General features: G+C 37.8%; 15 protein-coding genes. 3 read left to right on the top strand and 12 right to left on the bottom strand.

Annotation, left to right across the window (positions count from 1 at the left end; all coding sequences use genetic code 11):
- Positions 1 to 306 precede the first annotated feature (306 nt).
- Positions 307 to 1128: a metallophosphoesterase gene (locus tag H131_RS03065; RefSeq protein WP_010857584.1), complete on the bottom strand. Its 822-nt coding sequence runs from the start codon at positions 1126 to 1128 to the stop codon at positions 307 to 309.
- Between the two features lie 421 nt (positions 1129 to 1549).
- Positions 1550 to 2617 carry a helix-turn-helix transcriptional regulator gene (locus H131_RS03060; RefSeq protein WP_010857583.1) on the bottom strand — a complete coding sequence of 356 codons (1068 nt, stop codon included), beginning with the start codon at positions 2615 to 2617 and terminating at the stop codon, positions 1550 to 1552.
- Between the two features lie 268 nt (positions 2618 to 2885).
- On the opposite strand from H131_RS03060, the gene H131_RS03055 reads away from it, so the two are divergent.
- On the top strand, positions 2886 to 3596 hold the full coding sequence (locus tag H131_RS03055; RefSeq protein WP_010857582.1) for a class I SAM-dependent methyltransferase: 711 nt from the start codon (positions 2886 to 2888) through the stop codon (positions 3594 to 3596).
- Positions 3597 to 4664 carry a saccharopine dehydrogenase family protein gene (locus H131_RS03050; protein WP_010857581.1) on the top strand — a complete coding sequence of 356 codons (1068 nt, stop codon included), beginning with the start codon at positions 3597 to 3599 and terminating at the stop codon, positions 4662 to 4664.
- A gap of 81 nt (positions 4665 to 4745) precedes the next feature.
- On the opposite strand, the gene H131_RS03045 is transcribed toward H131_RS03050, so the two are convergent.
- The 10 genes from H131_RS03045 to H131_RS03000 all read right to left on the bottom strand — a co-directional run bounded on the left by H131_RS03045 (position 4746) and on the right by H131_RS03000 (position 13164).
- Positions 4746 to 5468 carry an amino acid ABC transporter ATP-binding protein gene (locus tag H131_RS03045; protein ID WP_010857580.1) on the bottom strand — a complete coding sequence of 241 codons (723 nt, stop codon included), beginning with the start codon at positions 5466 to 5468 and terminating at the stop codon, positions 4746 to 4748.
- The gene (locus H131_RS03040) at positions 5461 to 6120 is read right to left on the bottom strand and encodes an amino acid ABC transporter permease (protein WP_010857579.1); all 660 of its coding nucleotides are present in this window, start codon (positions 6118 to 6120) and stop codon (positions 5461 to 5463) included. Before H131_RS03040 ends, H131_RS03045 begins: the two co-directional genes overlap by 8 nt.
- Positions 6121 to 6230: 110 nt before the next feature.
- Positions 6231 to 7031 (bottom strand): transporter substrate-binding domain-containing protein, encoded by an 801-nt coding sequence (locus tag H131_RS03035; RefSeq protein ID WP_010857578.1) that lies wholly within the window; start codon positions 7029 to 7031, stop codon positions 6231 to 6233.
- 366 nt (positions 7032 to 7397) lie between these two features.
- Positions 7398 to 7757, bottom strand: a complete 360-nt coding sequence (locus tag H131_RS03030) for a Na+/H+ antiporter subunit G (RefSeq protein WP_010857577.1) — start codon at positions 7755 to 7757, stop codon at positions 7398 to 7400.
- On the bottom strand, positions 7735 to 8019 hold the full coding sequence (locus H131_RS03025) for a Na(+)/H(+) antiporter subunit F1 (protein WP_010857576.1): 285 nt from the start codon (positions 8017 to 8019) through the stop codon (positions 7735 to 7737). Before H131_RS03025 ends, H131_RS03030 begins: the two co-directional genes overlap by 23 nt.
- Positions 8019 to 8501 carry a Na+/H+ antiporter subunit E gene (locus H131_RS03020; RefSeq protein ID WP_010857575.1) on the bottom strand — a complete coding sequence of 161 codons (483 nt, stop codon included), beginning with the start codon at positions 8499 to 8501 and terminating at the stop codon, positions 8019 to 8021. Before H131_RS03020 ends, H131_RS03025 begins: the two co-directional genes overlap by 1 nt.
- Complete coding sequence (locus H131_RS03015; RefSeq protein ID WP_010857574.1) at positions 8501 to 10006, bottom strand: Na+/H+ antiporter subunit D; 1506 nt, start codon at positions 10004 to 10006, stop codon at positions 8501 to 8503. The genes H131_RS03020 and H131_RS03015 overlap by 1 nt, the downstream gene beginning before the upstream one ends.
- Positions 9999 to 10337, bottom strand: a complete 339-nt coding sequence (locus tag H131_RS03010) for a Na(+)/H(+) antiporter subunit C (RefSeq protein WP_010857573.1) — start codon at positions 10335 to 10337, stop codon at positions 9999 to 10001. Before H131_RS03010 ends, H131_RS03015 begins: the two co-directional genes overlap by 8 nt.
- Before the next feature lie 3 nt (positions 10338 to 10340).
- Positions 10341 to 10763: a Na(+)/H(+) antiporter subunit B gene (locus tag H131_RS03005; RefSeq protein WP_010857572.1), complete on the bottom strand. Its 423-nt coding sequence runs from the start codon at positions 10761 to 10763 to the stop codon at positions 10341 to 10343.
- Positions 10750 to 13164, bottom strand: coding sequence for a Na+/H+ antiporter subunit A (locus H131_RS03000; RefSeq protein WP_010857571.1), 2415 nt, complete (start codon positions 13162 to 13164; stop codon positions 10750 to 10752). Before H131_RS03000 ends, H131_RS03005 begins: the two co-directional genes overlap by 14 nt.
- 487 nt (positions 13165 to 13651) lie before the next feature.
- Between H131_RS03000 and H131_RS02995 the strand changes: the two genes are divergently transcribed.
- On the top strand, positions 13652 to 14338 hold the full coding sequence (locus tag H131_RS02995; RefSeq protein WP_010857570.1) for an adenine nucleotide alpha hydrolase family protein: 687 nt from the start codon (positions 13652 to 13654) through the stop codon (positions 14336 to 14338).
- Positions 14339 to 14461: the final 123 nt, after the last annotated feature.

The following is a 14461-nucleotide window of genomic DNA, read 5'->3' as shown; positions in this document are numbered from 1 at the left end:
TCCCGCAGAAGTCGCCGCCTGCGCTCCCATCAACTCGTGTACGTCTATAAATGATTGAGGTGATGGATAGATGACGAAAAATATCAAGGTGAGTACGACAGACCCTTAGAGTGGCTACTCTGTAAAAGATAACGGGCAAAGCACAAACTCCAAAAATGGTAGAAAACGTCGCTCGTAGCGTACTACTGCCGTTAATAGGGGCTATTTGTAACGAATATTTCTGATAAAATGTCAAAAGGTATTCGGCATGTGATCATTCCGAATACCTTTTGTCGTCATCTGAAAAGAGGTAGTCTCATCCTGAGACTACCTCTTTTCTGTCTTTAATTCCATTACGACAATTTCGGGTAAATTAAATATCCGATATGGCACCGAGCTATTGCCTAATCCTCGACTTACAACCATTTTTGTCTCCTGTCCCTCGTAAATACCGGCTGTATATTTCGGAAGCATGCCCTGCCCTGGTGCAACAAGTCCACCAAGCCCAGGAATACGTATTTGTCCACCGTGCGCATGCCCAGTGAACGCCAAGTCGATACCGCTTGTCACATACACATTAAATACTTCAGGTCGATGAGCCAGTAACAGCTTAAACATATCTTGCGGCACATAAGTTGTCGCAATCTCCAGCATTTCTTCTGTCGATCTACCCATTAGCGGATCCTCAATGCCAACAATCGCTAAGCGCTCCCCGTTGCGCTCTAATACGGTCGATTCATTGGCCATCACATGTACACCTACCGATGATAGCGCCTCATAAATTTCACTAACCTTATTCGTCGCTACTTCATGGTTTCCTAGTACATAATAAACATCCGCCAATTCAATTAGCCCTCGCACTGCTTGCAAACTCTGCTCCAAATCAAAGCGATTGCTATCTATGACATCTCCTGTAATAAAAATGACGTCTGGCTGCGTCGCTTTAACCTTTGCTATCAACCTCTCTTGATTGTCACCAAAGAGGGCATCATGTAAATCTGATACTTGCACAATACGTAGCCCATCAAAGCTTTCTGGTACCTTTTCGGATTCGAATACATGCTCACTTACAACCAGCCAGTGATTGTTTACGTACAAAAAAATGACTATAAAGACAAGAAAAAAACCTAAGTATAATAATTTTTTCAATCGCAATCGCTCACTTCGTGGCTAGTTATTCAGAAAATCTTCTGCATCTACTATTATAAGCAAAAACCAACCCGATTGTAAGTACATACTCCGAAAATCCAATAGGTTGCAGAAAAAGACTATCTGAGGAAGTGACTTTGAAGTTAGTTTTAACATATTTCCCGGGACGGGATGCAATCATTTACACATCATTTGCTTTTTTCTTCCAATTATCGGCAACTTATTCCAGCTTATAGTCCTCGCCTATAGGGCTTCTTGAATCTCAAAGAAAGCCCCGTGACTACTTGGTATGTGTGAAAACTTCATTGTAAGTACTTCTGTTACCGCCTGACGTGCAAATTGTCAATTGAACATTAAGCGCTTGTACACAAAATGTAACTGGATTGAGTTTATCCACTTCTAATCTAAACTTATTTTCCATTTAACAATCTAATTGAAATCGTGAAAATATTTTCCATACTAATTCATTGCGGTTTGAAACATTAACTTTTTGAAATATAAGCTTTAAATGATCCTGTACCGTGTAGTTTGAAATAGCAAGATTGTGGGCAATCTCTTTTGTTGGAATACCTTTAATCACTTCAAATACTACCTCCTTCTCTCTCAAAGTAAGATTATAGGCAGTAATTAAAAAGGCTAACATTTCTTTAGAAGAGGCTTCATTTAAAAATATAGCTAACTGCTTTTCATTGCTACTTGTCATCACAAAGGACGCTCGAATGGCAATATAACCCGTATCTTTGATTGGTACTAGTAACGATGTATTAGCATGCAATTTGTCAGCCAAGAGCTTCGCACAAATCGCTTGTATAGGTTTAGGTATTTGACATTGTGTTAATCGTTCATTTTTTCTTAAAATTGATAGCATTTTTGAAGCCTTGGTATTGATGGAAATAACACTTAATTCCTTATCAAAAATAATAATGCCTTTTTCACCATCTTCATAAAGAATCCGCTCCTCAATAATAAAATGATGATATGCCTTTAATGCCTCCCCCATCACTGAAATCAGCATTGTTACTTGTGCCAGTTCTGCATCTTGAAACAATGGTTGTGTATTATTAGCTTTTTTAAAGAGCGTTAAAAAGCCGTAGCATTGTCCTTGAAACATCAGTGCAGCTCTTATTTCATCACTAAAACCATTTGGTTGAAGTACCTCTATAAAGCGAATACTTTGCGATAAATGATTATTGATAGCGTCACTTAATCTGCCTATTAGCTGTCCACTTTGTACCAAATATTCATAGTTGTTTATATCTGTCGAATCATACTCTAAAGACATTATTTTATGATGAATAGCTTCTACTGAATGCTCTGTTACTGCACCTACTGAAAAAAGCGTATGGCAATCTGTTAATGTACAACAGTATGCATCAAAATTCACATGCTGTTGAAGCACTTCAATCATCGATTGTCTGTACGTAAATGAACTCTGACTTTCCTTTAAACATTGTTTCGATTTTCTACGCCAATACTGTATATCTTTCATCAACTTATCCCTCCTCTCCAATACATCCAAAATTAAATCACTTATAATTCGTTTCAACATTTGGCACTCAACCATTTTCTTGGTACAGGGCCGCCTTGTCACTTACGCTTACCGTAGGAGACAAGGCCCCCCAGATTTATGGGATAGTACATTTTCGATAACAAACTATAATTGAGAATAGTTCTTAATGATATTGTACAAGAGTACACATGAAGAAATACAGTTCGATACACGTGCTGTGAAATAAAAATTTTTAGGAGGTCATTTTATGAAGGAACAATTGCAAAATTGGCATAATCCAACTGTTTACACATATCAACAAACCATTCGCCAAAAAATTATAGGCTACGACCTAATATATGATGTAATGACAAATATGCTTCAAAATCACCCATGTACAGATCGCATGCTCATCGTTGGTGCAGGGGGTGGGCAGGAGCTTTTAACGCTAGGCAGCACATTCCCATCCACTAAATTTATAGCAGTAGATACTTCAAGCTCAATGTTGCAATTAGCCGAACAGCATATTAATCAGTTAAATGTTCCACTCAATGTGGAGTGGTATCCAACAGATTTACTTTCACTAAAGATTGATGAGCCATTCGATATAGCTACCTGTCATTTAGTGTTGCATTTTATTGAAGACTTTGATGAAAAGAAAGCTTTGCTAAAAAAAATCGCAGAAAATTTAAAGGATGGCTCTGTTTTATTCCTATCCTCCATTAATGCTGATTTAACTGCACTTACTTTTAAACAACAGCTAAGCTATTGGCAAAGTTCGATGCGCCAAAATGGCATTTCTCAAGATGATTGGCAACGCTTTGAGCAATCATTTGGCATGACTACCCATCCAATTGATATGGAAACCCTTGTTAACTTATTACAAGAAGTTGGATTTCCGACAGTGATTCCTTACTTTAAATCACATATGATTGATGCTTTAGTTGCTATTAAAGAAGATGCTAAAAGAGGTTTTTAAATGCACAAAGAAAATATTTTAATTGTAGGCGGTTATGGAGAAGTCGGTGGAAAAATTGCGAAATTACTACTTCCAAAATACCAAAATAGAGTATGGATCGCTGGTAGAAGCATAGAAAAAGCTAGACAATTTTGTGCACAGCAAAATAATTTAGCTACGCCTATTCAACTTGATGTTACGAAGGCAATCAATGGTCATCAATTAACCAACATAGCCCTTGTCATCATGTGCTTAGAGCAAGAAAACACTCAATTTGCTGCACTTTGTCTCCAAGAAGGCATTAAGTATATCGATATTTCAGCAAGCTACTCCTTTTTGCAGAAGTTAGAGTTGCTCAATCCTCTAGCTGTTAAACACAACACTACAGCAGTTCTTAGTGTGGGTTTAGCTCCGGGACTGACAAATTTAATGGCCATGCATGTAGCCCAACAATTTTCCTCGCTGGAGAAACTTCATATTTCTATTTTACTTGGCGCAGGAGATTCCCATGGTGCAACTGCCATTCATTGGATTTTAAATCAATTAAATAACAGCTACACCATCGCTCATCAAAATGACAAACAAGAAATAACTAATTTTACCAATAAACGTGTAGTAGACTTTATGGGTATAGGTAATCGTAGCTTGTATCAATTTAATTTTTCTGATCAACATATACTATCTAAACATTTACCCTCTAGTCGTATCATTACTAGGCTGGGATTTGATGTTGAATGGCTCAATCTACTTGTATCCTTAATACAAAAGAGTCGTCTTTCCATAGTATTGAAATGGCAATGGCTGAAGAATATTCTTGCTTCTCTTATTCAAAAGACTAAGATTGGTTCTTCTATATGTGCTCTCAAAATTGAAGCTACCGGCAAAAAACAGCAAGAAGAAATTTCAGTATCGTTAACCTTTGTTGAAAATGATGAATCCTTAGTTACGGCAAAAATAGCGGCATTAGTCGCCCGGAAAATGCTTGAACAAAAGCATCCATCAGGCACATATCATATAGAGGAGCTCTTTAATCTTGAGGTATTAGAAGAACAATTTGATATACCTACTGTGGACATTAAGCATCATTAACAATGAAAAAACGCATTTAGCTGCTCTCATAAGCAAGTCTAAATGCGTTTTATGCCTCTATAGGGAATACCTGAAATAGATTTATAGTACTTTTTCTAAGAAATCTTTTGCACGCTTTGTGGATGGTGCCGAGAAAAACTCTTCAGGTGATGCATCCTCAATCAGTTTACCACCATCCAGGAATAAAATACGATCTGCTACTTCACGTGCAAAGCCCATTTCATGTGTGACGATTAACATCGTCATGCCTGTATCTGCTAGGTTTTTCATAACAGCCAATACCTCTTTTACCATCTCTGGATCAAGTGCTGAAGTTGGCTCGTCAAATAACATTACCTTTGGATCCATTGCAAGTGCTCTAGCGATTGCAACACGTTGTTTTTGACCTCCAGATAGACGACTTGGATATTCGTTCCGCTTTTCAAAAAGGCCAACCTGCGTCAGTAAATCTTCAGCTTTTTTCGTTGCTGTCGCCTTATCTATGCCTTTAACGTTAATTGGCGCGTACGTTAAATTTTCAAGCACCGTTTTATGTGGGAATAGATGAAAATGCTGAAATACCATACCGACTTCTTCGCGCACTTTCATAATGTTTGTCCCTTTACTAGTTAACTCATCACCAGCAATTGTTATTGTCCCACTTGTCGGCTCTTCTAATAGGTTCAAGCAACGAAGAAATGTAGATTTCCCAGAGCCTGAGGGACCGATAATTGCGATAACTTCCTTTTCCTTTACCCCTGTAGAAATGCCTTTTAATACTTCATTTTGTCCATATGATTTGTGTAAATCTTCAATTTTAATCACTTTTTCTCATTCCTTTCTCGATTCGTTTACCAAGGAACGTTAAAACAAGCGTCATAATATAGTAGATTAAACCAGCAACTAATAATGGCTCAAGATAACGATATGTTGCTCCACCAACTATATAGGCACGGCGCATAATATCAAGCGCACTAATAACTGTTACAACTGCTGATTCTTTATTTAATGTTATGAATTCATTCATTAATGAAGGTAAAATATTTTTCAGTGCTTGGGGAATAATAATGTCCTTCATCATTTTTGTGTAAGGTACGCCAAGCGCCATTGCTGCCTCCTGCTGTCCTTTATCGACTGCATTAATGCCAGCACGAATAATTTCAGAGATATATGCAGAAGAGTTTAAACCAAAAGCAATAATTGCGGTTGGTACAGGGTCAATCTGAATGTCTAATAATTGTGGTACTGCATAGTAAATAATCATTAATTGTAGGACAAGCGGTGTCCCACGGAAAATGGACGTATAAATATCGGCAAACCAGCGAAGAGCTGTAATCTTACCAATTTTGCATAGTGCTAATAAAATACCTACTATAAAACCAATGATGGTTGCACCAATAGTAATTTGAAGTGTAACACCTATTCCTTTTAATATGTAAGGAATAGAGGGAATTATAGCTGTAAAATCCAAATTCACAGCGTTCCCTCCTTTCTTTTTATCGATTAAATCTTAAAATTGGATTGAATTTAGTTAACATGAAAAGTACAAGCGATAGCCCTATATAGAGCTATCGCATTTCAATTGTATTATTCAGCTTTTTCTAACCATTTTTCTTCAAGCTCTTGAATTTTGCCTTCATCCGCTAATTCTTTTAAAGCTTGGTTAATTTTATCTTTTAGGTCACTACCTTTTTGAACAGCAATTGCTTTAAAGTCTTCAGGTTGTTCTTCTACTGGAAACGCTGCTAATTTATCATTCGATTTCAGATAACCTTTCGCTACGCCTCCTTCTAGAATTGCTCCATCTAAACGCTTAGACATCATGTCTTGAATAATCTCAGGAATACGCGTACGTCCTTCTACTGCTACATCTACTTTTTTTGCAATGGCGTTTCCTAAATTTTCTTGAATCGAAGCTGTTTGTACACCAATTTTTTTACCAGCTAAATCAGCTTCCTTTTTAATGCCGCTATCCTTTTTCACAACGATCACTTGCTCTGTTTGATTGTATTTATCTGAGAAATCTACAACTTTTTCACGGTCTTCATTTGGTGTCATCCCAGAAATAACAATATCAATTTTACCTGCTTGTAAAGCTGGCACTAGGCTGTTGAAATCCATATCTTGAACTTGCATTTCTACACCAATTTTTTCACCGACTAATTTAATTAAATCAATATCAAAACCAATAATTTCTTCACCTTTTGCAGCATCAACATATTCAAATGGTGCGTAGTCTGCAGATGTACCCACCTTTATTATTTGTTTCTCTTCCGTTCCTGTACCAGCGTTTGAACCTGTATCACTTGCTTTATCATCTTTTGTACCACATGCTGCCAGTACACCAATAACTAGCACAAACATAAGTATGCAAAATTTGTTCTTCATATTCAAAACTCCTTTGTATTTAATGTGTATTAGAATCCAATTTTCCAAAATAGCAAATTGGATATTTATTCACATTGCAGAATAAAAAATCTATCTGCTAATTAAGATATACTCTTTCAAAATAATTTTCAAGCTTAACTTTAAAAATTTTTAAAAAATATTGTAAACTAAATTTTCAAACAAATCAATTTATTTTTATTTTTCCGTTAATGTTGCATTACTCCATTTACAGAAAATTAGCGTTACTATACTATTTTCCTTCTCTTAAACATTTATGCCTGCTTTAAGTGAATTCCAATACTTCCCTTGCTTTGAAATAATTCTAAATTAAAAAAAAACAGACCTCCGAATTGGGAGATCTGTTACTTATTTTTCATCTGAAAACAGTTTGGACTTCAGTTCATCTTCACCAGAGCCCTCTGCTAAAGGTACACGTGAGCGATAGGCAGCACGACATATTAAATGTCCTGCTACAGGAGCCGTAACAAAGACGAACATAATTCCTAAAATTAACCGCACACTCACATAACCATCATGCACCCAAAAGTAAATAAATGTGCCCAATAGACATGTTAAAACAGACAATGTAGAACTTTTTGTTGCAGCATGCGAACGCGTGTAAACATCAGGCAGGCGAATCATCCCAAAAGCACTAATAACACTAACAATCGAGCCAATTAGAATGAGGATGGCTGCTGTCCATTCAATCATTTGATTTACGTTCAACAATCACACCTCTTTCTATATATTTCGTAAAGGCGATTGTTCCTATAAAGGCTAATATGCCCAAGATTAGAATTGCCTCCAAATAAGCCTTCGTTTGTAAGATAATCGAGACAATGGCGATTGACGAAAGTAGGTTGATACCAATCGTATCAAGTGCAATAGCACGGTCTGGCATCGATGGTCCTCGAATAACCCGGTACAGTGACAGCGCAATCGATACACTAAATAAAGCAAGAGCTAATAGTAAAATATTTTCAATCATTAGCGTGTCACCTCCATTATTGCTTGTTCAAACTTCCCTATTGAACGAATGACAGCATCTTTAGATTGTTCAATATCCATAGCATGAATATAGAACAAATCTCCCTCCTCAGAAACCTCCATCACAACTGATCCAGGTGTCAGCGTTAGTAAGAGCGCAAGTGCCGTTACTTCCCAGTCTCCTTTGAGCTCTGTTTTATACGTGAAAATGCCTGGCGTAATATTTAACTTCGGTGTCGTAATTTGTCTTAACACACTGTAGCTCGATAATAAGAGCTCCCAATTAAAGAGCCATAGTAATTTAATAATAGAAACTACGCGACGCAGATAAAACTGCGTACCATAAAAGCGGTGCATCGCATATAAAATACCCATCCCCACGATAAAGCCCATTAGAAATGTTGTAAATTGTGGTGTAATTTCATCCTGTAGCAGTAACCAAAGTGTTGCAATGAATAAGTTCAATATAAATTGCATTGCCATTACTCATTCACCTCGCCTTGCCATGTTGCACCGTCTAACACTGCATCTATATATATCGAAGGCGTATGTAGTGTGTCAGCTGCATCTGTAATATATGGTGATATCCACTCTGCCCCAATGCCTAAAGCTATTGTACAAGCTGCCAGCAATATCACAGGCATCTCTATTCGTTTTGGCAATGGCTTTTCATCCTCTAGACTTATGATTGTTTCGCCAAAGAATGACGCCAAAAAGATACGTAGTAATGAATATAAGACAACTAAGCTTGATAAGAAACCAAGACCTAATAGCACAAAGTTACCGCCTTCAATAGCCCCTTGTCCAATCAATACCTTTCCTAAAAAACCACTTAGTGGTGGAATCCCTGCTAGCGAGCACATTACTATAAAGAACATCCAACCAAATACTGGATAATTCCGAATAAGCCCACTCATTTTATCCAGACTAGTCTCACCAGTTACATATATCATCATGCCAACTGCTAAAAATAACATGGCCTTTGCCACCATATCGTGCATTAAATAGAACGTAACGCCCTGTAAGGCAGATTCTGTACCAATTGCAAGACCTGCTACTATAAAACCAACCCCAATGATAACATTATAGGAAGCAATTGTTCGCACATCTCGACCAGCAAGTGCCCCCATACAGCCAGCAATAATTGTTATTCCTGCCATAACACCGAGGACTGTATGTGTCACCTCTGTATTATTTGTGAATAACAATGTAAAAGTACGTACCAATGCATAAATTCCTACTTTTGTTAAAAGAGCTGCAAATAATGCGGCTATAGCAGTCGGAGGTACACTATATGAACCTGGTAACCAGAAGAATAATAATAGACCTGCCTTCAGGCTAAAGACAATTAAGAAAATAAGTGCAACCGTCGTTATCAATGGATCATTGCCCGCCTCCATAACACGAACCGAAATATGCGCCATATTCAAAGTTCCGACCGTCCCATATAGAAACGCCAATGCTACTAAGAAAATCCACGATGCGACAATGTTAATGAGCACATACTTCAACGCCTCACGTAGCTGGATTTTCTCACCACCTAAAGTTATAAGGGCGTAAGAAGCGAGTAGCATCACTTCGAAACACACGAACAGGTTAAAAATATCGCCAGTTAAAAATGAACCATTCACCCCTGCTATCATTAGTAAGGCAAATGAGTAAAAATACATTTTTTCATAACGCTCACCAATCGTAAAGAATGCATATAACAAGCAAATTGCTGCAACAATATTGGCCACTAAAACCAGTAATACAGCAAATGAGTCAGCAACAAACGAAATCCCAAATGGTGGTAGCCAGCCACTAAAATCAATGCGCATCACACCTTGCACCTGAATCTCCATCAAAAGTACAATACTAATAATCGCGACAAAGATCAGCGTTAATAAGCTGATGATGCGCTGTAATAAAATATTCTTTCGCATAAATACTAATAAAATAGCCGTAATGACTGGCACGATTAATGGTAAAACTATAATATTACTCATCCGGTGTACCTCTCAATTCATCAAAGTTCCCCGAACCATTCGTTTTATAGGCCCGGTAGCCGAGAACGAGCACGAACGCCGTCACTGCAAAGCTAATGACAATCGCTGTTAATATTAATGCCTGTGGAAGTGCATCTGTATAAGGACCTTCTGATTCATCAAGCAGTGGCACATCACCTTTTTTCAGACCACCCATCGTTAAAATGAGTAAATGCGCTGCATGTGATAATACAGCTGTCCCTAAAATGACACGTAATAACTGCTTCGAGAGGATTAAGTAAGTAGCCACAGCTACTAATACACCAACTAAAACTAGTATTAACGACTCCATAGGCTACTCATCCTCACTTATACTTAAAATAATTGTTACAACAACACCAACCACAGTTAAAGCAACCCCTGCTTCAAATATAGTGACTGTCGAAAAACCCATCTGCCCAAAAATCGGCACATCAATATACGTATAGGTCTGCGTTAAAAATGGCACATCGAAGAATAATGAACCGACTGCTGTCCCTGTAGCAAGCAAAACCCCTAGTGCCGCTACTTTTTTAAAATCAAATGGCATCCCTTTGTGCACCGTTTCAATGTCATACGTTAAGTACAGTAGAACAATACCTGAGGCAAGCACAAGGCCACCGATAAAGCCCCCACCTGGTGCATGATGTCCTGCAAAGAATAGATACACACCGAGTGTCAAAATAATGAATACGACAGATTTCGTGACCGTGCGTAAAATAACATCATTGATTTTCATGATCTGTCTCCTCCTTTCGCGGCTTGAGCTTCGTCAGTGTATACACACCTAAGCCTGCAATTAGAAGAACCACAACCTCAAGCATCGTATCAAATGCACGGAAATCCCCTAAAATTGTATTAACGATATTCGAACCGCCTGCTAATTTATAGGCATCATTAAAGTACAAAGACACTGGTTCAAATTTGTCATAATGCACAACTGCTAAGCCCACTAATGTCACTGTTGCCCCAACAAAAATAGATATAATGGCATTCGACCATTTAACTCGCTTGCGCGTGAACTCAGGCATTAAATCAGGCAAATATTTAAAGCATAGAAGAAATAATGCTGTTGTCACAGATTCAACGACTAATTGTGTCAGTGCTAAGTCAGGTGCACGGAATATCACAAAGAAGAACGCTATGGAATACCCAAGCACGCCATTTAACAGCATGGCAGTTACACGGCTTTTAGCGAAAATCATCCATACTGCTGCAAACATCATGACAAATACTAAAATAAGCTCATACGACTCAACTGCTGAATCCTGTACAAAGTTAAAAGTAAATGCTTCCGACCATATAAAGTAGCCCGCAATAAGAGCTACAAAGAAGACATAAATATAAACAAAATAATGCGTTAGATTGCCTGTCATATAACGCTTTGTAATCTTTGTTGAGCTGTTTTCGCCAAAATCAATCATTCGATTGTAATAAGCATTAAATGCATATTTTTGCGAAAATACTCGATATAGAGGTTTCCACTTTTCTAAAGTTTTAAATAATATAATACCGATAATAACTACACCAAGTGTCATTAGCAGCTCTGCATTTATACCGTGCCACGCGTGAATATGTGGCGTTAATTCACTTGTGGTAGGAAATGTAGGATAAATACTTGCCATTGCAGGCGCTAAAATATAATGTCCCAGCACGTTTGGAAAAAAGAAAATACCAACAACAAACAAACATAGTATTATTGGTGAAATCAGCATACCAAGTGGCGCTTCATGCGGCTTCTTGTCTATTTTATCGGGCTGTAACTTTCCGAAAAACGTCCGACCAATTAAAATCATACTGTAGACGAAGGTGAAAATACTTGCCACCCATGCCACAATTGGGAATAATAGCCCCAAATCAGCAATTGAAAAGGCTTGGACATCACGGATGGCTAGAACCGCAGTAAAAAACATCTCTTTACTTAGGAAACCATTAAATGGTGGTAATCCAGCCATGGAAAAGCCACCGATGACCGCAATTGTAAAGGTTACTGGCATCAATGCCATCAAACCACCTAAACGCCGAATATCGCGTGTTCCTACTTCATGATCGACTATGCCGACCATCATGAATAACGCACCCTTAAACGTGGAGTGATTAATGAGATGGAACAACGCCGCAAAACTTGCTTGTGTATATAGAATGGAACTTTCTGCATAACCAAAATAATGTCCGACTGAGCCAAGACCAAATAAACTCATAATTAAACCTAGCTGACTGACCGTTGAATAGGCCAGCAACGCCTTTAAATCTGTTTGACGTACCGCATTGAAAGAGCCCCAGAATAATGTCACAAGGCCAATGCCACTTACTAGCCAGAACCAGACCGCTTCTCCGCCAAACACGGGAGAAAAACGTGCAACGATATATATCCCTGCTTTTACCATTGTCGCAGAATGTAGATACGCACTAACCGGTGTTGGCGCCTCCATTGCATCTGGCAACCAAATATGGAATGGAAATTGTGCAGACTTTGTAAAAGCCCCAATTAAAATAAGCAATAATGCAGGAACAAACAATGTGTGCTCACGTATTACCTCTACGTTAGCTACAATTTCACGAATACTAAACGTTCCTGATGAAACATAAAGCATAAGGAATCCTGCTAGCATGGCAAGCCCACCAAAAACAGTAATGGTCATAGCTTTTCGTGCACCCGCTCGTGAAGCTTTACGATGATGCCAAAACGCAATTAGTAGGAACGACGACACACTCGTTAATTCCCAAAAGGTATACAGCACCATTAAGTTATCTGAAAAGACGACGCCAAGCATTGCGCCCATGAATAGTAGTAAGTAGCAATAAAAATGATGAAGTGATTCTTTCGTTGATAAATAAAAAATAGAATATAAAATGACTAGACTACCTACACCTGTAATCAGCAAACCAAGAATCATACTGAGTCCATCAAGGTACGTTGTGAAATTTATATCAAAAGAGGGAATCCACTCATATGTATGGATAAACGTTTTACCCTCGGCAATTTGAGGAATATACCGTGCGAGTAAAAGAAACAATATGATTGGAACGGATAAAACAAACCAGCCAAGATGTGCTACGCGCCTTAGTCGCCTGTAAAGCAGTGGAATCAGGGCAGCACAAACAAATGGGAAAAGTATCATAATGAGAACTATAACCAAAGGAAGACCTCCTACTAACTGAACTAACATATCAGAATTTCTCTTAAAATTGGATTGGTATCTCGTACTAATGGTTGTAAGACTAAAACTACAAGACGAAGAGTAAACGGACGTTTAAGCATCCGTAAGTACCAGATAATTCAACTGAAAATGATGGGAATGACACAAATCCTTATCAATTAAAGTTTCTATTTATCCTGACACTTGACTATCTATTTAACTCACTGCATAATAATGTGGCATATAGAGGCAATTGGTTTAAATGCACGTAATGCATAAATCAAATAACTGTAGAGCATGGAGATAAGCCTATTTCTTCAAAGGTTTTCCGATATATCGTAAATAATTTTTATACACTAATAAGTATACATTATAAATGTGCATAATGCACTGTAACTGCATCGGTTTTAGCTGTTTTAGGATAATTTTTTCGAAATCGGCAATAGAAACAACAAAATAACAACAGAATAAGAGGTGTGATTTTTTTATGAAACATGTAAAAGGGAGATTAGACGAAAGTATTTTAGTTTGCGTTTACTACGGACTTAATGGTGAGCGCTTAATTCGACGTGGCCATAAAATGGCAACGATGCTCGATTGCCCGCTCTATATTCTTTCAGTCGATTCGCAACCCCTTGATGCATTTGACGTGGAGAAATCCAGTTACATTGATCAATGGAAAGATCTATCAGAAGAGCTTGAGGTTGAAAAATTCATTTTGTTAGATAATGAGAAACGTCCCATACAAAAGGTTATTGCAGAAGTGGCAAAGAATTACAGTATTTCACAAATCATTGTAGGTCAAAGTGCTCAAAGTCGCTGGGAAGAAATTACGAAGGGCTCCTTCCTAAACGTTCTTTTAAAAGAAGTACCTTTTGTAGATTTCCACATCGTTGCAGTACAACGCCCAACTGAAGACGATGCAAATGATACATATGAAAAAGGAGTACGTGCTTACTTAATTAAAGAGAACGATGACTTTAAGGTGGCATTTACATGTCCTAAATATGTTTCAATCGAAGGTATTTTCTTCAAAGAAATTGGCACCGACTTTGACAACGGTATTTTCAAATTCACCTATAATGACAAAATGCATGAAGTTCATATTTCTGAGGGCTTTGTAATTGATAAGGGAAATCTTCCCGCAGAATTTTTATCACCATTACGTCAATAAAAAAACACGCCCTTCTTGATCTGACCCAAAAAAGTTAGACATATTTAGTTAAGCAACTTCTAAAACCTGAGTTCGGTACTCCACCGGGCTTAGGTCTTTTAATTTTGCCTTCATTCGTTTGTG

The sequence above is a fragment of the Lysinibacillus sphaericus OT4b.31 genome (assembly GCF_000392615.1).
Classification (GTDB): domain Bacteria; phylum Bacillota; class Bacilli; order Bacillales_A; family Planococcaceae; genus Lysinibacillus; species Lysinibacillus sphaericus_B.
The sequence above is the reverse complement of the archived record's forward strand: the minus strand, read 5'-3'. Positions and strand labels throughout refer to the sequence as shown.

Excerpts from the sequence above, each read along its gene's own strand:
- H131_RS03035 (WP_010857578.1), bottom strand. The coding sequence starts at position 7,031 with ATGAAGAACAAATTTTGCATACTTATGTTTGTGCTAGTTATTGGTGTA.
- H131_RS03050 (WP_010857581.1), top strand. The coding sequence starts at position 3,597 with ATGCACAAAGAAAATATTTTAATTGTAGGCGGTTATGGAGAAGTCGGT.
- H131_RS03060 (WP_010857583.1), bottom strand. The coding sequence starts at position 2,617 with ATGAAAGATATACAGTATTGGCGTAGAAAATCGAAACAATGTTTAAAG.
- H131_RS03010 (WP_010857573.1), bottom strand. The coding sequence starts at position 10,337 with ATGGAGTCGTTAATACTAGTTTTAGTTGGTGTATTAGTAGCTGTGGCT.
- H131_RS02995 (WP_010857570.1), top strand. The coding sequence starts at position 13,652 with ATGAAACATGTAAAAGGGAGATTAGACGAAAGTATTTTAGTTTGCGTT.
- H131_RS03005 (WP_010857572.1), bottom strand. The coding sequence starts at position 10,763 with ATGAAAATCAATGATGTTATTTTACGCACGGTCACGAAATCTGTCGTA.
- H131_RS03055 (WP_010857582.1), top strand. The coding sequence starts at position 2,886 with ATGAAGGAACAATTGCAAAATTGGCATAATCCAACTGTTTACACATAT.
- H131_RS03020 (WP_010857575.1), bottom strand. The coding sequence starts at position 8,501 with ATGGCAATGCAATTTATATTGAACTTATTCATTGCAACACTTTGGTTA.
- H131_RS03025 (WP_010857576.1), bottom strand. The coding sequence starts at position 8,019 with ATGATTGAAAATATTTTACTATTAGCTCTTGCTTTATTTAGTGTATCG.
- H131_RS03015 (WP_010857574.1), bottom strand. The coding sequence starts at position 10,006 with ATGAGTAATATTATAGTTTTACCATTAATCGTGCCAGTCATTACGGCT.